The sequence below is a fragment of the bacterium (Candidatus Blackallbacteria) CG13_big_fil_rev_8_21_14_2_50_49_14 genome (genome assembly GCA_002783405.1).
Classification (GTDB): domain Bacteria; phylum Cyanobacteriota; class Sericytochromatia; order UBA7694; family UBA7694.
Map to the genome: position 1 here is coordinate 324772 of PFGG01000065.1, position 20079 is coordinate 344850.

17 protein-coding genes are annotated in these 20079 nt (G+C 49.7%); 6 read left to right on the plus strand and 11 right to left on the minus strand.

Annotation, left to right across the window (positions count from 1 at the left end; genetic code table 11):
- Positions 1-41: 41 nt before the first annotated feature.
- The 3 genes from COW20_18400 to COW20_18410 are packed head-to-tail and all read left to right on the plus strand — an operon-like array spanning position 42 to position 1783.
- Positions 42-491 (plus strand): hypothetical protein, encoded by a 450-nt coding sequence (locus COW20_18400; protein ID PIW46212.1) that lies wholly within the window; start codon positions 42-44, stop codon positions 489-491.
- Positions 460-1539: a hypothetical protein gene (locus COW20_18405; GenBank protein ID PIW46213.1), complete on the plus strand. Its 1080-nt coding sequence runs from the start codon at positions 460-462 to the stop codon at positions 1537-1539. The genes COW20_18400 and COW20_18405 overlap by 32 nt, the downstream gene beginning before the upstream one ends.
- Positions 1540-1543: 4 nt before the next feature.
- Entirely contained in the window at positions 1544-1783 is a 240-nt protein-coding gene (locus tag COW20_18410) for a hypothetical protein (GenBank protein ID PIW46214.1), read from the plus strand.
- On the opposite strand, the gene trmB is transcribed toward COW20_18410, so the two are convergent.
- The 4 genes from trmB to COW20_18430 form a co-directional block, all read right to left on the minus strand.
- Positions 1780-2748: a tRNA (guanosine(46)-N7)-methyltransferase TrmB gene (trmB, locus tag COW20_18415; GenBank protein ID PIW46215.1), complete on the minus strand. Its 969-nt coding sequence runs from the start codon at positions 2746-2748 to the stop codon at positions 1780-1782. The two genes, COW20_18410 and trmB, sit on opposite strands and share 4 nt — an antisense overlap.
- On the minus strand, positions 2678-3049 hold the full coding sequence (locus COW20_18420) for a hypothetical protein (GenBank protein ID PIW46216.1): 372 nt from the start codon (positions 3047-3049) through the stop codon (positions 2678-2680). The genes trmB and COW20_18420 overlap by 71 nt, the downstream gene beginning before the upstream one ends.
- A gap of 71 nt (positions 3050-3120) precedes the next feature.
- The gene (locus tag COW20_18425) at positions 3121-5475 is read right to left on the minus strand and encodes a hypothetical protein (GenBank protein PIW46217.1); all 2355 of its coding nucleotides are present in this window, start codon (positions 5473-5475) and stop codon (positions 3121-3123) included.
- A complete protein-coding gene (locus tag COW20_18430) occupies positions 5472-8579 on the minus strand; it encodes a chemotaxis protein CheR (GenBank protein PIW46218.1) in 3108 nt (1035 codons plus the stop codon). The genes COW20_18425 and COW20_18430 overlap by 4 nt, the downstream gene beginning before the upstream one ends.
- A gap of 229 nt (positions 8580-8808) precedes the next feature.
- On the opposite strand from COW20_18430, the gene COW20_18435 reads away from it, so the two are divergent.
- From COW20_18435 to COW20_18445, 3 genes are read left to right on the plus strand one after another with little or no spacing between them, the layout of a single operon-like run.
- On the plus strand, positions 8809-11298 hold the full coding sequence (locus COW20_18435) for a mannose-1-phosphate guanylyltransferase (GenBank protein ID PIW46219.1): 2490 nt from the start codon (positions 8809-8811) through the stop codon (positions 11296-11298).
- A gap of 11 nt (positions 11299-11309) precedes the next feature.
- The gene (locus tag COW20_18440; GenBank protein ID PIW46220.1) at positions 11310-12191 is read left to right on the plus strand and encodes a hypothetical protein; all 882 of its coding nucleotides are present in this window, start codon (positions 11310-11312) and stop codon (positions 12189-12191) included.
- Positions 12188-13114 (plus strand): hypothetical protein, encoded by a 927-nt coding sequence (locus COW20_18445; GenBank protein PIW46221.1) that lies wholly within the window; start codon positions 12188-12190, stop codon positions 13112-13114. The genes COW20_18440 and COW20_18445 overlap by 4 nt, the downstream gene beginning before the upstream one ends.
- On the opposite strand, the gene COW20_18450 is transcribed toward COW20_18445, so the two are convergent.
- The 7 genes from COW20_18450 to COW20_18480 are packed head-to-tail and all read right to left on the minus strand — an operon-like array spanning position 13115 to position 19772.
- A complete protein-coding gene (locus tag COW20_18450) occupies positions 13115-13933 on the minus strand; it encodes a hypothetical protein (GenBank protein ID PIW46222.1) in 819 nt (272 codons plus the stop codon). It abuts the gene before it with no gap.
- Position 13934: 1 nt separating this feature from the next.
- A complete protein-coding gene (locus tag COW20_18455; protein PIW46223.1) occupies positions 13935-15053 on the minus strand; it encodes a hypothetical protein in 1119 nt (372 codons plus the stop codon).
- Positions 15054-15087: 34 nt separating this feature from the next.
- Positions 15088-15837: an outer membrane lipoprotein-sorting protein gene (locus COW20_18460; GenBank protein PIW46224.1), complete on the minus strand. Its 750-nt coding sequence runs from the start codon at positions 15835-15837 to the stop codon at positions 15088-15090.
- Between the two features lie 12 nt (positions 15838-15849).
- Positions 15850-16539, minus strand: coding sequence for a macrolide ABC transporter ATP-binding protein (locus tag COW20_18465; GenBank protein PIW46225.1), 690 nt, complete (start codon positions 16537-16539; stop codon positions 15850-15852).
- Positions 16540-16552: 13 nt separating this feature from the next.
- Positions 16553-17782, minus strand: a complete 1230-nt coding sequence (locus COW20_18470) for a hypothetical protein (GenBank protein PIW46226.1) — start codon at positions 17780-17782, stop codon at positions 16553-16555.
- Positions 17783-17793: 11 nt separating this feature from the next.
- Positions 17794-19077, minus strand: coding sequence for a hypothetical protein (locus tag COW20_18475; GenBank protein PIW46227.1), 1284 nt, complete (start codon positions 19075-19077; stop codon positions 17794-17796).
- Positions 19074-19772, minus strand: a complete 699-nt coding sequence (locus COW20_18480) for a hypothetical protein (GenBank protein PIW46228.1) — start codon at positions 19770-19772, stop codon at positions 19074-19076. The genes COW20_18475 and COW20_18480 overlap by 4 nt, the downstream gene beginning before the upstream one ends.
- Positions 19773-20079: the final 307 nt, after the last annotated feature.

Below are 20079 nucleotides of genomic sequence, written 5' to 3' on the forward strand. Positions count from 1 at the left end.
ATAATAAGGAAATCCAAGGTGGTGAAGGAGGTCAATCTGCGATGAAACAAAATAACCCGGACCAACAGATCCCCTGCATCATTGAAAACGGGATTGTCTATGGCCTCAAGGATATTTACCGGATTATCCGGGATATGGGGCATGTGCGCTATGCAGAAGTGGTAGACGATCACATCCGGGCTTCCGGAGAAGGTTATATTATGAGTGTCGTGGCCAATCACCACAGCGCAACCGTGATTGCCAACCGCAGAATTTATTTAAATGTTTGCGGTTTTGACTATATGACCATTCGCACGGAAGAAGACGGACAGGTTCATTTTGAACTGGTCGACGCGCGCAGAACCCTGCGTCTCTCCCCCGCCACCGATCTCAATCCCGAAGATCTCAGCGAGGAAAAACCCGTTCGTTTTGAAGAATACTCTCCCTTTGAACCGGAAGAGTTTGCCGAAATTCAGCTTGATGACGATGATGATTTTATGGATGGAGATTAAGATGGCGCAGAAATATTTCGCTTCGATTCTGAAAACCACCCTGGGACTCAGTCTGCTGCTTGGACTGAGCACCCAGACCGTTCTGGCTGGAGAAGAAGCCCTCTGGGATGCTGAAAGACTACTTGAAGCGCAGGGCATGCCTGCCAACGGCATGAGCAAGATTGATAACACCCATTATGAGCGTGGCCTGGCCGCACTCAAGGAAACAAATTACGAGAACGCACGTACCCAGTTGGAAAGCCTGCAGGAAAAATACCCTGATTATTTGCCCCTGCAACTCACTTTGGCCCAGGTCTATATCGAAGAACAGAATCCCGATCAGGCCCAGGAACTCTTGAACCAGATCGAAACGAAAATACCTGCCCCTGAAGAGCGCACGGCTTCAGATCAGTCTTTAAATTTGAGACTCCACCATCTGAAAGCCATGAACTGGATGATTCAGAATGAGCCTAAAAAAGCGTTGGAAGTTTTAAACGATAAAAATCTGAATATGAAAAACTTTTCGCTTGCAGAGCGCGAAGCACACAATCTGCTGCTTTCAAAAGCCTATCAAAGCACTGGCCAGATGATACAAGCCTATCAAGTCTTGGAAGCAACCCTGGAAATACGCCCTGTTTCAGGGGAAACCCGCAGCAGAATCCAAAAACTCGCACCAGAATTTGCAGCTGATTTTTACAAAAAAGGCTTGGCAGCCTTTCGCCGCCAAGATTATGCAGAGGCAGTCCCTTTGGCCCAAAAAGCCCATGAACTCAACCAAGAGAGCCATGCCTATCTCGAGCTTTACCTGCAAAGCCATTTGCGCTGGCAGGAACAGGCCAAGCAACGCTTTCAAAAAGTGCGCGTACCCTTGCTGAATGGCCTGAAAAAAATTCGCTGGGCCCTTGAAGTCGAAGATTTCGAAAAAGCCCGCGAACACTATACTGAAATGCAGGCAAACCCTGAGTTGGCCTTTTTCATCCAACCCAGTCAACGTCTGATTCTGCCGATTGCCATGCAACAGACCCTGGACTCACTCGAAAGATCTTTACAAACCAAGGCCCAACGCTGAACGCGTGAGTCTTTCTCCGGCCACCCTCAACAGCAGCCCCGCCCATTCAGAGCAGCGCTGCTGTTTTTGCTATGGTCTGTTTGAAGAATCTGTCTGTGTCTTGGCCGATCAGCGCGTTTGCCACAAAGAATGCCTCTCCCCCCTGCTCAAAGCCTTGGGTGAGCCCAGCCTGGTCTTAAAACATCCGGATGGTACAGAAGAGCCGATACCAGGGGCGCAAGCTCTTCACCCCTGGCCGATTTAAGTCAAAGCACTTTCAATCAGGCGGGCCGTTTTTTCAAGCAGGATCTGGCGGTGACGCAGACGGGGCAAACAGGAGCCTCGGGCCAATTCCAATTGCCCCTGCGCTGAAACTTCAAGCCAGAAATGCAAAGCCAAAGCCCCTTCTTCCGCCAAGAGACAGCGCAACAGCAGACGGCCTTCATCTGCAGCATAGTAACAGGCCAAAACCCGAATAATCCAGCCCTCTGAAATCTCTTTCAGGGGTTGAAACTGCTTCCAGAACGCTTCAGCCTGTTCAGCCCTCCAATCGTGCAGGGGAATCACAGGGGTCACCGCATAGCCAGGCCAGGTTTCTGATGGCTTCTGAGGAAGCTCCAACTGGTAAGACAAGCGCGTGATCTGTTTTTCCTGTTGCAGCCATTTGCGCTCATATTTGGTGCGCACCTCTATTTCGGGAAAAGGCACAGGCTTGAGTTGGGGGCAGCTATCCAATAAAAGTCGGGCATCCTGCGCATAATCGGCATCGTCAGAAACAAAATGCAAGTGCCCGCCCGGAGCCAGCACACGCAGCATTTCAGGCAGGGTTTCAGCCCGCATAATCCGACGTTTCAGGCGCCGCTCTTTGAACCAGGGGTCAGGAAAAAGAATATACAGATTGGCCAGGCTGCCATCGGGAAAAAGCTCCCGCAAAGCCAGATTGGCATCGAGTTTACAGACACGGGCATTGTTCAGGCCGTCCCGTTCCAGGGCCCGACCCAATTGGCGCAAAATTTTATTGACGATATCCAAGCCAATAAAATTCTGTTCAGGAAAACGCCGGGCCATATAGCTGAGAAAATGCCCATAGCCACAGCCGATCTCCAGATTGAGAGGGCGCTCATTCTGAAACCAGGCCGGCCAGCCTTTTTGAAGAAATTCAGGATCCGTGAAGAGATGTCGCGGGTAAAGTAACATATTGACCAAAGGTATGCCGCACAACATGGGCATGGGGTTCCAGACTGAGAAGCCAGTTCAGCAGTCTCTGCAAGGTATCTGAAAGCGCTTTGAAGGGAATTTCTTCTCCCCCTGAAAGCAAATGAAAAATCAGGTCACCCGAACTTTGGCGTTGCAGCGAAAGATATTCTGTACGCAATTCATCGCCCAGATCCAGTTCAACTTCCAGCAAAATTTCACGGCCGTTGGGAGACAGCCAAGCCCTTACAAAACCTGGATTTTGAGCCTTCAATTGTGGAAAAGCTTCAAGCAGGGTGTGGGGGGTCAGTTGGGTTTGCAGAATAAAGTGACTCATAGGGCTTCAATATACCATGAAGCACGGCCCAAGAAGCAGCAGGTCAACCCGTCTAAATCAGCAGGGCAAGTTCAAGGATCAGTCGTCGATGCCTGCGCTTCTAAAACCAAAGCAATCTGACCCAGGCTGGCTTGAGCCGCTTCCAGTTCAAAGGCCAGAATATGTTCACGCAGTTCTGAAACCCGTTCTTTCAGTTCTGTCCAGTTCAAGGCCTGCAACGATGCTTCAAGTTGCAAAGAAAATTGTTCAAGTTCGTTGACAATCAGGGAGTTCTGCAAAACTTTACACTGCAGAAGCCATTCCACAGCCATTTTTCGCATTTCTTGAGCTGATACTGTCGTCATAGCAGCAGGAACAGCGGCTGTTTCAGTCTGAATTTCAAGGGAGTTAGGCTCTTTCAGCGCGAAAAAACGCCCCAAAAGCGCATATAAGAGTTGCTGCGCAACAGGCTTGCTCAGATAGCCATCAAAGCCCATTTTCAAAAGATGCTCTTCTTCATTCTGCATAGAGAAAGCAGTCAAAGCCACAACCGGAATAGCAGCGGTATCAGGCGCCGCTCTCAAATTCTGTAAAGCCTCCACGCCGTCCATGACCGGCATTTTAATATCCATCAAAATCAAATCAGGCGGATACTGATGGGCCAATAAACAGGCTTCCCGCCCATTTTGGGCCATCCTGAGCTGAAAGGGCAGGCCTTGCAGTTGGGCTTCCAAAAGCAGAAGATTTTCAGGTCGATCATCCACCAAAAGCAAACTGGCAGAGCGAAAATGATAGGTGCGGTTCAGGTTTTCAGACAAAGGCCCGGTATACTCAACGCCAGACTTGACAGGCAAACGCAAGGTAAAGGTCGAACCTTGATTGACCTGACTGACACAGGAGATGCCCCCCCCCATTAAACATGCCAATTGATGTGAAATCGCAAGCCCCAGACCTGTCCCTGCAGATTCTTTGCGGTAAGAGGACTGCCCTTGTTCAAAACTTTGGAAAATACGTCGCTGGAGGTCTTCTGAAATGCCAACCCCCGAATCTACAACCGCTACCGTGAGTTCTCCTGTATTTTCAGAAAAGGGTTGATACCGCAAGACAAGCGAAACAAAGCCCTGATACGTAAATTTGAGGGCATTGCCCAATAGATTTAATAAAATCTGGCGCAAACGCTGGGAGTCCAGCTCAAGAACGTCTGGAATTTCATTCTGAAATTGAAACTCAAACCTGAGATGTTTTTTTTCAAAAGCCGGACGCAGCATCGCCTCCACCTCATGCAGCAAGGCTTTGAAATTGAAAGCCTTGTCATGCAATTCAAGTTTTCCGGCTTCAATTTTGCTCAGGTCTAAAATATCGTTGATCAAAGCCAGCAGGGCATTGCCACTACTCTGGATAATTTTGAGATAGTCTTTCCAACGTGGTTCCTCAATCTGTTCAAGTAAAATCTGACTGAAACCCAAAATCGCATTCATGGGGGTGCGAATCTCATGGCTCATATTGGCCAAAAACAAACTTTTGGAATGGCTGGCCGCCTCAGCCCGAAGGCGTGCCTGATGCTCGTTTTCAAGTGCTTTCAGTTCGGTGATATCAATGGCAGTAAATGTGACCAGCGCAGGCCCCCCGTCTTCACTCTGAATCAGCGTTCCGCTCATCAGCATCGGAAAGCCTCGGCCCTGGCTATCGCGATAGATAATTTCGATCGCCTCTAAAAACCCCGCCGTTTTTACACCCTGAATCAAGAGTTTGAAATAGTCTGCCCCTGTATCAGCAAAAAACAGACTCAAAGCCTGGCCTATCAGAGCTTCTGGACGGTAGCCCAATAATTTTGCAAAATAATCATTGACATAGGTCAACTGGCCGTCCATATCCGTCATCAGATTGCCCTGCTGGGCCTGATCTGAAATGGCTTTAAATTGACGCAGGGCTTGCTCTGCCTGCTTGCGTAGGCCGATCTGACTGATCGCGATCCGAGCCACCCACAGTCCTGTGTGATCCTGGGCCAGGGTTCCGTTGAGATGCCCCCAAATCACATCCTGATCTTGTGTGAGCAAGCGCAATTCACATTCCTGGGGCAAGCCTGTCGAAAAAAGGGCTTTGCGAAAATGATAAAAGGTATCCTGATCGGCTGGAAAAATCAGCGGATAAACAGATCGTTTCACCAAGCCTTCGTGCGTGCTGTTTAAAAGTGTGGCGATCGTCTGATTGACTTCAAGAATAATGCCTTTTTTACTGACACTCAGATAGCCCACCGGTGCGGTATTGTAAAGGTCAAAATAGCGTGCCCAGGAGGCATCCAAGGCCTCTTGGGTTTTTCGCAGTTCAGCATTCTGCATTTCAAGTTCAACCTGATGCACCCGCAACTCATGCAGCAGGCGCAAAACTTCTTCAGCCTCTAAATCTGTTTCGGGCAAATGCGCGGCTGAATTTTCCTGAGTATTCATAGCCTTCCCCCTGTCTCAAGAGAAGACGTCTTAAAAGCCAGAAGAATAAAAAGGCACCGGTTTTCGTGATCCAAAATTTTACGGGCATTGACCCATAAACCGGGTTTTTCGGGTGTTTGCCCGGACAGAGTAAGCAGATAGTGCTCACAGAAATCAGCGTGAGCCAATTGCACTTCAAACAAAGCACGCAAAGCGAGGGGATCACAGGCAAAACTCTTGATCTCCAGCAGCGGTTTGCCAAGCAGGCTTTCTGGTCTATCGCCCAAAAGTGTAAAAGCAGGAGCATTCGCGGCAAGAATGTTGAGGTGGGTATCCAGGGCCAGAAGGGCCTCATGAGTAGTCAGCAAAAGAGAGGAGAATAAATGCAGAGGGAACTTCTGCAGCGCAATCTGGGCCTTTTTCGCGGCACTGATATCCACAAAAGTAATCACAGCCCCCTCAATCACATTCTCAAGTGTGCGATAGGGCAAAATACGCATCATAAACCATTTTCCCGCTTGGCTTTGAACCTCACACTCAAGGGGAATCAGGGTATCCAGTACCGTCTGTATATCCCGAGAAAAATCGGTATAATCCACCAGATTGGAAACCAGGTCGCCCACAGGCCGACCAATATCGGCTTGAATCAGATTAATAATCCGGGTGGCGGTAGGCGTAAAACGCAGAATATTCAGCGCATGGTCCACAAAAATCGTGGCAATTTCTGTACCGGCCAAAAGATTGTTCATATCATTATTGGCCCGCGATAAATCCAAAACCTTGGCCTGCAGTTCGGCATTGATCGTCGCTAATTCTTCATTGATCGACTGCAACTCTTCTTTGGCGGTTTCCAACTCCTCATTGGTAGATTGCAACTCTTCGTTCACCGATTGCATTTCTTCATTGGAGGCGCGCAACTCTTCGTTGGTGGTTTCCAATTCTTCATTCGTGGTTTGCAGAAACTCTTCCTTGGCACGCAATTCCTGCCTCAGTGACGCCACCAGGAGATCGGCTTCTGCCGTGAGTAAAGCAGGCTCGCCCGCTAAAACAGGCAAGGGCTTTTGTTCAGGCAGGTCTAAGCAGGGAACAGCTTCTAAAACCACCAGAAACAAGGGCTCCTTCAGATCCTGCAGGGGTTCTGAGACAGGATAAATGCTCAGATTGACGGCTGAATAATCCCCATTGGTTTTGACCTGTAAATTTCTACAAACCACGGTTTCATGCTGAAGTGCGGCTCTGTGAAGAGCCGCACTTAACTCTCGCTGAAGCCCATCACGCGCCATTTTTACGATATTATTGACGCCGATCTCCCCAGGTGCAGGCTCAAGGAAAAGCCCTGTGCGACCGTGAATATAAAGAATATCGCCATTTTTACTCACCAATACCGCAGCAGGAACCGCCATTTGCAAAACAGACTGTTCTGTTAGGCTGCGCAAAGAAAGTTTGACCGAAGGATGCGCACTGTGCTTGAGCAAAGAAACTCGGGGCGCAACAGAAAAGAGGGGGGGCATCACGGCGCTCAGGCTGGACTGCTGCGAACCAGTAATGCCCTGGTAAATTTTGTGTCGGCGATCCACCGCTTTGAACAGGTGTTCTGAATCGGTTACATTTTCAGAGGTTCCCAAAAAAAGATAGCCCCTGGCATTTAAAGCATAATGAAAGAGCGGAATCACTCTTTTCTGTAATGCGCCCCCGAGATAAATCAGTAAATTGCGACAGCTGATCAGATCCAGTTTAGAAAAAGGAGGATCTTTGATCACATCCTGCTCAGAAAAAACAAGCATATCGCGAATCGCTTTATGAACACGGTAAACAACCTTTTCCCCTTCTGTCTCTTGGGAGACCCTTGAGAAATAACGCGCCAGACGTTCTGGAGAGAGATTCGCCACACTCTCAGCAGAATAATGGCCGCTGCGGGCTTTGGCAATGGCCCGGCTGTCAATATCTGTGGCAAAAATCTGAATATTGAAATTTTCCTTCAAAAACGCCTGATGCTCCGCACACAAAATCGCCAACGAATAGGCCTCTTCGCCCGTCGAACAAGCAGGCACCCAGATCCGAAGTACGCCTTCAAAGGTGGGGGTTTCAAAAATTTTAGGAATGACTTGCTGCTCAAGTGCAGCAAAGGCCTCTGGATCGCGAAAAAAACTGGTCACCCCGATCAGCAGTTCGCAAAAAAGTGCGTCCAATTCAGCGGCATGTTCTTGCAGAAATTCTAAATACTGCTCAAAATTTTGCAAATGATGAACAGCCATGCGTCTTTCAACCCGCCGAGCAATCGTGTTGGGCTTGTACTGAGAAAAATCATGCCCCAGCTGGATACGCAGTAAATTGAATATTTTTTGCATGACGTGACCCGGATCTGCGCTCAGGGGTGAAGAGACAACAACAGAATCATCCTCTGACTTTTCAAAAAAGAGGCCCAATTGAGTGGCCATCTCAACGGGCGGCAGCACAAAGTCTGGCACGATCCGTTCCAGCGCACTGCGCGGCATGCCATCATATTCAGCAGTATCCGGTTTTTGAACGAGCGTCAGCCCCCCTTCCCGCTGAATGGCCTGAAGCCCGGCACTCCCATCATGGCCCGTCCCCGAAAGCACAATCCCAATCGCATGCTGCGTCAACTCGTCTGCCAAGGACTGAAAAAACAAGTCAATCGGCAGGCGTTTTCCTCTCGCCAAGACAGGCTCGGCCAATACAAACTGCCCGGCTACATAACGCAGATCGCGATTGGGCGGAATAATATAAATAGAATTGGATTGAACCTGCATCCCCTGTTCAATTTCAAAAACAGGCAAAGGGGTATAGCGCTGGATCAGGTCTTTGAGAAGACTTTGATGATCGGGAGCCAGATGCTGAACCAGCACAAAGGCCATATTTGGCTTTGGTTCTGCGGGAAGACCCTTAAAAAAAGCTTCAAAAGCTGCCAGACCACCGGCAGAAGCCCCCATGGCAACAATCGGAAAGACAGGTTCTTGAGCTTTTGGGGAAAAGGAGATAGCCTGTGTCTGAATCTGCTGATTTTGAGCCGCAGAACTGTTTTTTTTTGCCATATCTGGCATCCTCGATCCACCTAAGAGCTTATTCATGCTTGTTTTTTCACTTAAAACTGTGAAAAAACACATAAATCAGCACAAATAAACATTCAGATAGACCATTTTAACACATTTTTTGATAATTATTTTACTGCACATCCAATCAAAGCCCAAGCCCCCAGAGAAAATCTGTCTGTCTCAACTTTCCCGGCACCCGGCTGATCTGGGTCACCGGCAATCTTGGCTAGGCAAGGCCCACTGTGCGATAATTTGAATCACTTTCTGGGATCTTCTATTGTTGAAAGGGAACATCGTATTCATGAAAGCTGTACTTATGGCCGGAGGTTCCGGCACCCGCCTCAGACCGCTCACCTGTGATCTGCCCAAACCCATGGTGCCGATTGTCAATAAACCGATTATCGAACATATTATCGAGTTGCTCAAGCGGCACAATTACAACGACGTCTATGTCACGCTTTATTATTTGCCCCATCTGATTCAGAACTATCTGCTCAATGGCGAAGAACTGGGTGTGAATATCAATTACGCCCTGGAAGAAGAGCGCCCGCTGGGAACGGCCGGGTGTGTCAAAAATATTCAACAGCATCTGAATGAAACCTTTCTGGTGATCAGTGGAGACTCTCTTACCGATTTTGATCTGACCCAAGCGCTCAAATTTCACCGCGAAAAAGGTTCAAAGGCCACCATCGTGCTGACCCGCGTTGAAAATCCACTCGATTACGGCGTGGTCATCACCGATGAAGAAGGCCGAATCCAACGCTTTTTAGAAAAACCCACCAGCAGCGAAGTGTTTAGCGATACGATCAATACCGGCATTTACGTGCTCGAGCCCGAACTGCTCGATCTCTTGCCCGCCAATGAAGAAAAAGACTTCTCAAAAGATCTCTTCCCCATGATTCTGGAACAGGGGCTGCCGATGTATGGCTATGTGGCCGAAGGCTATTGGTGCGATATTGGCAACCTGACCACCTACCGCCAGGCCCACTATGACGTTCTGGCCGGAAAAGTCCAGGTTGAACTGCCCTATACCCAGAAAGAAGAAGGCATTTGGCTGGGTGAAGGCGTTGAGCTTGAAAACTCCGTCTCGCTCGAAGCCCCCGTGGTGATTGGCCACAATACCTATATCGGCAAAAACGTGCGCATCAGCGCCAATACCGTTTTGGGTGACAATGTGGTGGTCGATCAAAACGCCACGCTCAAGCGCCCGATTGTCTGGAATGGCGTGCATATTGAGCGCAGTGCCTCATTGCGGGGTTGCACCCTGGGCAAAAACGTGATTGTGCACAAAGAAGCCCAGATTCTCGAAGGCGCAGTGGTCGGAGATGACTGCTCCCTGGGCGAAAAAACCCTGGTCAAGCCTGAGGTCAGAATCTGGCCCAATAAACACCTCGAAGCCAATTCGATTGCCACCGAAAGCATTATCTGGGGCAGCGGCCAATTGCAAAGCATCTTTGGCGAACTGGGCATTTCAGGAACCGTCAATATGGATATCACCCCCGAACTGGTGGTCAAAATGGGCGCGGCCTATGGCGCGACGATTGGCATGGGCAAGAGCATTTCACTCAGCCGCGACCAGTCGGCGGCCTCACGTCTGTTCAGCCGGGCTTTTGCCTCAGGTGTGCTCTCAGTGGGTGTGCATATTCAAAACCTGGAAGCCTGTGCCCTGCCCGTGGCCCGGATTCAAATTCCCTCACTGGATGTGGCCGGAGGCGTACATGTGCGTCTGGCAGCCGACAATACCCGTGAAAAGATCAGCATTGAATTCCTCGATTCTTCGGGGCTGAATATCTCCCCTCAGAACGAGAAAAAGATCGAAGCCACCTACCAAAAAGAAGATTTCCGCCGCGCGCGCGTGGTCGAACTGGGTGAAATTCAATACCCTTCCCGCATTATTGAAAAATACCAGGAAGGCTTTCTCAAGGTTCTGAGCCAATACAAACCCAGCCGCTCTATGAAGGTGGTGCTGGATTATATGTTCCAGGCCAGCCACGTGATTCTGCCCACCCTGATCGGACGCATGGGCATGGACACCGTGGTGCTCAACGCCCACGTGGCCGAAGGCGCGCTGCGCAACTATGAAGAACTGGCCCTGCAGACCTCAAATGTGGTGCGGGCTTTGGGGGCAGATTTTGGCGTGCGCATGGATGCCAATGGCGAACGCATGACCGCAATCGACGAGCGCGGCGAAGCAATTGACCACAACCTGCTGCTGGCAGCGATGGTCAAACTGATGCTGCACAAATTCCCCGGCAAAAAAATTGCGGTTCCTGTCATGGCCCCCAGCCTGATTGAAGAAGTGGCAGCGCAATGCGAAGGGGAAGTGATTCGCTCCAAAGCCACCACCCGCTCCCTGATGGAAGCAGGCCAAGAGGCCGATGTGGTCTTGGCTGGCTTTGGAGGCCAATTTATCTTCCCGGCTTTCCATGGCGGATTTGACGGCATGATGGCAGCCGCCACGCTGGCCACCCTGCTTTCGCTCGACAATAAAAAACTCTCTGAAGTGATTCAGGATTTGCCCCCCTTGCATATCCTCAGCGATACCCTGACCTGCCCCACCACGGTCAAAGGCACACTGATGCGCCTGATGCTGGAAAAATATGGTCAACGGGATATCTCAACCCTGGATGGCGTCAAGATCTTCGAAGAGGGCGGCTGGAGCCTGATTCTGCCCGATCCCACCCTGCCCAAGGTGCATATCTACAGCAACGGTCCCTCCCAGGAATATTGCCAAAGCCATCTGCACCAATACCGGGATGATGTGGCCCAGATGATCAACCAGCAGGCCTGATCCAGTTCACCGTGGAAAACCTGCTGCTGCAACTGCTGCCCCTCGGCATCGGCGCCCTGATTTTTGTCAGCGTGCTGATGCTGATGCTGCTTTTTTCAGGCAAAACTGAAAAACTGATGGACTCTCTGCTCGGGCGCTATACCCAGTCGCTCAAGCAGGAGTTTGAGCAATTGCAACTGCCCCTCAATCCCAGTCAGTTTATTTTTTTTCAGGCCGGTCTGAGCCTTGCGCTTTTTGCGCTCGGTGTAGTCACTGGCCCCGATGCCATGACCAAACTCTCGATGGGACTGCTTTTTGCCTATTTGGGTGTGTTTATCTGCAAGCGCTGGCTGAAAGAACAACACGCCCGCCGCAAACGCCGTTTTCAGGAGCAATTTGCCGATGCAGCAGCGCTGATTGGCAATACCGTGCGTTCAGGGCTGAGTCTGGTTCAGGCCCTGGAGGTGGTGGTACGTGAAATGGACGATCCCATGGCCTATGAGCTCTACCAAGTGCTTCAGGCCACCCGCGTGGGGGCACCGCTGGATACGGTGCTCGAAGACTGGGCCGAACGCATGCAGAATACCGATTTGGATATTTTCGTGACTGCGATTATTATTCAACGCCAGACCGGGGGCGATTTGGCCCATGTGCTCAATACCCTGGCCAATACCGTCCGCCAGCGCCAAAAGATTCAGGGGCAGATTTCGGCCCTCACGGCCCAAGGCCGTCTGGGAGCCATGGTTTTGGCCCTGTTGCCCCTCTTTATGGGCGTGGTGCTCTATTTTCTCAACCCAGGCCGCATGAGCCTGATGGTTTCGCATCCGATTGGCTGGGGCATGCTCTCGGCCAGTGCAGTCACTATTCTGGGAGGCATTGTCGTGGTGAGAAAGATCGTGGATATCGACATATGAGCTGGCTGATCTATATTCTCTTTTTTATGGCCGTGTTGCTTGTGATTCTGGCCTTTGCCAAACCCCAATCCAAAGAAGAAGCCTCCGCCCGTCTGCAATACCTGAAAGTTAAAAAAGGCCTGCAGGAAGAAGATACCCGCGAAGGGCTTGAAAAAGCCAAGGCCCTGGGCCAACAATGGGCCAGCGAAGGGCACTCGCAACTGGCCCCGATTGCCGCCCGTCTGATCCCCGCCAACCTCTACCAGTTTATCCGGCGCAAACTCGATCAAGCAGGCAATTACGAACTTTCGGTTGAACTCTATGGGGTCAACCTGCTTCTGTATATGGTGGGCTTTCCCATGGCCTTTGTGGCCTTGAATCTCTTCCTGTTTAAATATCCGGGCAAGATTGTGCTCTACGCCCTGCCGGTGCTGCTGGCAATTGGCTATTATTTTCCAATTGTGCGCCTGAATACCCGTGTTGAAAGCCGCCGCAGGGGAATCTTCAGGGCCTTTCCTGATTTTGTCGATCTGATGACGATCTGTTTGGAAGCCGGCATGGGCATTGATGCCTCCCTCAATCTGATGCTGAAAAAGGGCCAGCCCAGTCCCCTGAAAGAGGAACTTGCCAAAACCCTGCAGGAAATCAAAGTGGGCAAACCCCGCATTCAGGCCCTGAAAGACCTCGCCAAGCGGGTGGATATGAAAGAGATTACCTCGTTTGTAGTGGCTGTGGTTCAGGCCGAGCAAATTGGCGGCAACCTCAGCCAAACCCTGCGTATTCAAAGTGAAATTGCACGAGATGCACGTTGGCAGAAAGCCCAGGAACTGGCCCAAAAAGCGCCGATTAAACTGCTCTTTCCCATGCTGCTGCTGATCTTTCCGAATATCTTTCTGATTATTTTCGGACCGATTCTCTTGGGCTATCTGACTGGCAAGCTTTAGCTATTCCTGCGAAATTCTGTCGGGCACCAGGGTCAGGCCCAAACCCAAGCTGGTATTGGAATTCAGGTAGGCTCCCCAGCCCAGCTCCTGACTGGCACTGAGCGCCAGTAAAAACCCCTCTACAATCTGGTAGCGCAACTGCAAAGTCGCCCGCCCCATTCCCAGATAGGGCAGCGCACTGCCCTTTTGCACCGAAGTGAAAAGATAGGGGTAAAGCCCTGCCTGGGCGAGCAAAGACAGAGGCGGCGTGATTTGCCAAAGGCCCAAGAGCGAAAAGCCGGGGCCCTGGCTGGTGTAATGGTAATCCAGCACGGTATTGGTAAAGGGAATTGGCGCTTGATTTTGATCGAGATTGTCAGGGGTATAGCTGGTATAGAGATAGCTGAGACCTCCCGCCCATTCCAGATGGTCTGTTTTGCCCAAGCGGTAATTCAGACTGAGTTCCCCCAAAAAGGCATCCGAGCTGAAAACCTTGCCGGTGGTGAATTGCGGCAGTTCCAGATTGGCACGGTCGCCCAAAATCGCCAAACGCAAAATCCATTCAGGCTGCAGCCGGATCTGGCCGCTGGCCTGAAGCTGATTCGGTCGGGCCCCTGCAATGGAGGTTTGATCCTGCTGAAAAGACTGCAGACTGTTTTGATAAAAAATACTGAACTCATTCCCCAAGCTTGCCACTGAAGGTTCGGAAGATTCGGCTTGGGACGCCTTCTCTTCTGCCTGGGTGGGTTCAGGAGAAGGCGCCTCGGCTGCAAATGCCGAAATCCTTGCCGCCAGGTAAAAGCTCAACACACCCACAAAAATCAGAGCGCGATACTGCATTTTAAAAACTCCACTGCATTTGATTGAAGATCAAAACTGAATTGCGGCCAAACTCTGTCTCAGGCAAGCCCAGATAGGCGTTCAAACCGAAAATTAGATCGGTATTGGGCCCCATTGAATAGCTCAGCGTGGGCCCCAGCACACAACTGCCGTCATTTAAATTGATCAGGGCCAGGCCCGAAAGCGACATCAGGGGAGAAAGCTGGTAACTCAGGGTTGTGCCCAGATAGTTCTGGCCCAAATTGCGAATCCGGCCCGCAAGCCGCCCTTCAAGATCGTAGTGGCGGCGATCCGATTCACCCTGACCATTGTAAAAGTATTCCCCCAAAAGATAAAGCCGTGAAAACTGGTAATCCAAGCTCAGCACTGCCTTCCAAAAATTTTTAAGCGGCGAAAGCGTATAGCTCGCTTCCAGGCGCACCCCCGCCCCCTGATAAGAACCGGCATAGTCACCGCCAATCACCAGGCTATCTTTGAATTTTCCCGTCATCAAAGAAAGATCATGGGGGCCAATCGTGGTATGGTAACGGCTGGCCAGGCTCGACTCTGCAAAGCTTGGGCCCGGTGCCCCCACCCAAGACAAATAGGAAAGGCGATCGGTGCTCAGCTTCAGATTGAGGGCATCCACCCCCGTTCGTTCACTGCCTTCAATATTGGTCGGGTCAAAGGGGTTGAGCAAGTCGGTCGGATTCCAGAAACGACCTGTACCCCAGGCAATACGCTGCCGCCCCAGAACAATATCCAGATTTTTGAGTTTAAAACTGACAAAGGCCCGGTAGAAAGAATGGGTCCAATCCAGTCCATCGGCACGCAAGAGCACCTGATCGGTCTTAAAAAAATTGGTGGTGTTCAGCGGCGTCTGAATCTTGGGAAACTGACCAAAGGTCAACTGATTGGTATATTGAATTTCAGCCTGAACATATTGATTGAAATCAACCAGAAATTTGAGGCGCAGACGGTTGCCCGCAAAGAGATTTTCGCCATTGCGCAGAAAAATATTTTTATAATAACCTGAAAGCTCCGTTTCGGCTGCCACAGGGCTGAGCCACAGTGCTTGCAGCAGCGTAAGACACAGCACCCCCAAGCACCTTTTCAAGGCAAAAAAGCGTTGCCTGCCCATGCCTCAGAACCCACCCACGCTCAAATCTGGCCCACTATTTGGAGTTTTTCAGGTTTCGCAGCGAAAAAATCTCATCGTCAATCGGCGCGTTATAACGCACTTCAAGATAGGTAATCACTGTTTTTTGGTTTTTTTCATTGACTGGCACCATTTCCATGCGCGTGGGCACATAGCGGTTGTGCAGGGTCTTAAATTCAGAGAAACGCATATACTTCACCAGTTTGCCGCTTTCACTGAAATACTCCTGGCGAACGGGTAAAAAGCGTTCTTTATCCACAAAATAATGCACCTTGCCCCAGACCACGGGCACATCAGGTTTGGGCACCAATTCCAATTTATAGGTTTTGATTCCTTCAACCACTTCTTCGCCCAAAAGCTGATGGGTATAGTCGTTTTCCAGGCTGATTTCCTTGACCAGATCATCATTGGTAAAATCACTGCCCAACCAGGGTTGCAACATCAAAGAAGGAGGAATCTTCATGACCTTCTCAATTTTGGGCAAATAATTCCACATGCTTTTGTCGATCTTCAGCGAACCCGTACCTTTTTCTTTGGCGGGCGCAATAATCCGGGTAAAGAATTTTTTCCCTTTGCGACTCTCCCAAAACTCCATCACCAGCTTGCGCTGCCATTTGGGTTTGACAATCAGCATCTCCATTTTGCCCTGTGAGGTATCTCCCTGGGTGATTTCCAGTGATTTTTGAATAATCTCCAAAGCAGTGAGGGCGTGGGCCGGCAAACTGAGTGCAACAAAGGCCAAGCCACTCAAAATCAGGGTTTTCATATGCTCATTTCCTCAGTTCTTCTTTTTCTCGTCTTGAACAATCAAACCGTCTTTGAGACGGATCAGGCGCATGGCAGAATCCATCACCATCTGATCGTGGGTCGAAAAGACAAAGGTGATTTGTTTTTCCTGGTTGAGGTTTTTCATCAGGGCAATCAGATCCTTGGCTGTGGCGGAATCGAGATTGGCCGTAGGTTCATCGGCAATGATCAAGACCGGCTCACTGACAATCGCCCGTGCCACTGCCACACGCTGCTGCTGGCCACCGCTGAGATCCAAAGGGCGGCGGTGAACCATCTCTTTCAGCCCGACCTCGGCCAGAATCTGCAGGGCTTTTTCTCTGCGAGCCTGTGCCGAAAGCCCCTGCAATTGCATCACAAACTCGACATTTTCAAGCGCAGATAAAACGGGAATCAGGTTAAAGGACTGAAAAATAAAACCAATTTTGTGCAGGCGCAGTTTCGAAAGTGCCGTTTTGGAAAGCCCGTTCAAATCCTGCTGGTCTATTTTGACCGTGCCACTGCTGGGGTGGTCCAAACCGCTGATATGGTTTAAAAGAGTCGTCTTACCAGAACCCGAAGGCCCAGCAATGGCGAGAAACTCCCCTTTTTCAATTTTCAGGCTGACCCCTTTCAAAGCGGGGACTTCGACCTTGCCCTGAAAATAGATTTTTTTGAGATCTTGTACGTCCACTAAACTCATAAAATAAAACCTCTTAAATAAATTTCAGGGCTTTGATCGGCTGAATCCGAGCCGCCACCCAAGCAGGGTAGAGCGCCGCCAAAGCCACAATCAGCAGGGTCAAAACAATACTCGTGATGATCTGGGCTGGAGTGACGCTCAAATAAAAGATCTCGCCCAAGTTCATAATCGCAATCCCCTTGGAATAGGCTGAAAGGTTCAAGCCGTAAATATGAAAATAGCTCATGATCCCCGTGCTCAAAACACCGCCCAAAGCAATGCCCAGAGAGGTCATACCCAGGGCCTCAAACAGAATCAGCACAAAAATATGCCGGGGGGGCGTGCCCAAAGCTTTCATAATGCCAAACTCCCTGAAGCGCTCAAAGACAATCACAAACAGGGTATTGATAATGCTGAAACAAATACCGATCAGCAAAATAAACACGATGATATAGACGGTGCCGGAAGAGGTTTCAATCAGTTGAGCCAGAGCGGGCAAAAGCTCTTTCCAGGTCAAAACCTCGTAATCCTGCGCATTCAAGCCACTCTTAATCTCTGTCTGCAAGACTTCAAGCGTTTCGGGCTGCCGGGCAATAATCGTAAACTCTGAAACCGCCGTTTTCATTTCAAACAGGTTTTGCGCAGCAGGCAGGGTAATAAACACCATCGCCTTGTCAAAACTCGGAGAAGAGGTCTGAAAAAGACCTTTGACCCGAAACGCCCCGCCGCCAATTTCCTGGTGGAGGGTCTGGCCCATCAAGACAATTTTGTCATTGAGGTGTACCTTGAGCTTTTTCGCCAGGGCTTTGCCCAAATAAACGGCATGGGCATCATCAGGGGCCAGGTATTGGCCTTCTACCAAGGATTTTTTGATCTGGGTAATTTCGGCTTCTTTTTCGGGATCAATGCCAATAATCAAAGCCCCCGCCGACGATTCAGAGCTGTTGATCATGCCTTGGTTTTTGATACGTTGGGTAAAAGCTTGGATCTCAGTGCTGTGTTCAGAGAGAATCCGCTCCACGGTTTGGGGCTTTTGGATCCGTTTTTTAATCACAGGATTATCGGCAAAGCCCAACTGATGAATTTGAAGATGGCCGGTATGGGCCTGAATCGCATTTTCAACCGTCTGGCGCATATAGCCCTGCACGAAAGACAGACAGAAAATCGTGCCCACAAAACCAATCGCCACCACAATCGCCATGATCAGGGTGCGTCTGAAATTGCGGTAGAGATTGCGCCAGGAAATCTTGAATAAGGTATTCATGCAGCACTCCTTTAAGTATGTTTTAAAGCGTCAAGCGGTTCAAGCCGCGCCGCTTTGATGGCCGGGTAAAGAGCTGCCAGCATCGAAAAAACTAAAATCAGCAAACTGAAGACGACAAACATATAGGTTTGCGGATTGGCGGGCAATTGGGTCAGCGAGCTGATGCCCATATCCTCATACATTTCGGTCATCGAAGAAAGATCGATCGGGTGAAGCAAAAAATAATAGGAAATTGCCCCCCCACTCAGATTGCCAACAAGAATTCCCAAAAGCGTTAAAAACAGAGTCTCATACATCACCAGTCCAAAAATCTGGCGGGGTGAAGTACCCAGTGCTTTTAAAACCCCAAACTCCTGAATACGCTCCATAATCGTCATAAACACGGTATTGAGAATGCCAAAGGCAATAATGATCATCATAATCAGCATCAGCAGACGGTTCCCGGCATTTTTAAAGGCCATGATGTCCACCAGTTCAGGGGCAATCTCATTCCAACCCAAAACCTCATAAAGCGCAGGATCTAATTTCTGTTTAAAGTCTGCCAGCACACCCGGAATATCCTGGGAAAGTGGCAAGCGCACACTGATCAGAGACACCTGTCCGTGCATCGAAAAGAGTTCATCGGCATCGGCCAAATGCATATAAAAACCATTGTCCAAATCGCCCTGCCCCGTATGGTAAACCCCCACAATCTGGTAAAGTTCACTGCCTGTGGAGCCATCGGCCCCTTGTACCATGGCGGCCAGCTGATCGCCTATTTTGGCTTCCAGTTTTTCAGCCAGCTTGTCTCCGATCAAAATCTCCTGTTGAGCCTGCGCACTGAGATAGCGGTTTTCAGGCGGTGGCTGGGGGTAAAGCCGGGGGTATTTTTCTGCCAGTTTTTGCGGCTTCATGATTTTTTGTTGAAAGGTGCTGATTTGGGCTTCTTTTTCTGGGTCTATCCCCACAATCACCGCAATATTGGTATTTTCACCCACACTCACCATGCCTCCCCCCATAATCCGGGGAGTCCAGGTCTGCACCAGGGGTTCGGATTTGAGCAGATTCTCAAGCGCTGGCGTAATCGCAAAGGCCTCTGCCAAGGTTTGGTTTTCCTGGTAATCTTTGGCATGAATTTGCAGCGAGCCCAAATTGAGCTCAATCGCCCCTTTAAAAATCTGTTCCTGGGTGCCACTGACAATCGCCTCCAGAAAAATACACAAAAACAAACCAAAACCAATCATGGTCAGGGTTAAAGCCGAACGGCGCCTGTTGCGCCAAATATTTCTCCAGGCAATCGCGATAAAGGTATTCATGGCTGGGTTTCCTTTTCCTCTGAGAGAAAGAGTTCAAGTATGCGACGGTCAAAGATCTGAATCGAATCGACAGCAACCCCCAAAATACGCGCCACGGCATATTCAAAGGCCTGTAATTTTTCCTGAATAATCGCCCTGTTCTCAGCTCTGTTTTCATCGTTTAAAAAATAGGGCATGAGTGCATCGCTCAAGTTCAAGTGCAGACTGCAGATCAATTCAGCAACGGCATGGGGCATGAGCGTATCAAAGCATTGCTCAGCAAGTCCCTGCGCAATAATGGTTTCATAGGCGGGCTGAATCAAGGCAATAGACTTCTGTTTCCATTTTTCACGGAAACGCAGATTGCTGTCGCTGTAAATGGCACGGGCCATCAAGAGCATGGTTTCTTTTTTTTCTACTTTTTTAAGCCCGGCTGCAAGAAAGAGCTGATTGAGTTTTTCCAAAGCATTGAGATCCTGCCGGGACACAATCGCGTAAACAGGCGCTAAAACCGCCTCGCTTTCACGATCAATCAATTTTTCTAAAAGTGCTTCTTTGGATTTGAAATAATGGTAAAACGTGCCCTTGGCAATTTCTACCGTGTCAATAATCGTTTGAATGGAGGTATCTTCATAGCCATTTTGCATAAACAGCACCAAGGCCGTGTCGAGAATCTGGTTCAAACGGGCATCATAGGGCTTGGGTTCTCGGGCCATCACAAACGCACCTTTCGACCGACCGTCGGTCAGTACGTTTTTATCTTAACGGGAGTTCTGATTTTTGTCAATTTTGATTTTTTTCTATCACTTTTCGAACCTGTCCATAAAATCACGGCGAGGGTCTGCCTGCTTTAGCTGGCAGGTAAGGCCTACAGTTCTTGAATGATCGCTTAGTTTTGGGTTGGATCGTTGAGAATTCCCATATAGAGCGGTATATAGTGCTCCCCATTGTCAAGACAGCAAATCATGCAACTTTAACTCCCTGGTCTGAGGGTTCTGCAAAGTACACTTGATCTGGGGTCAA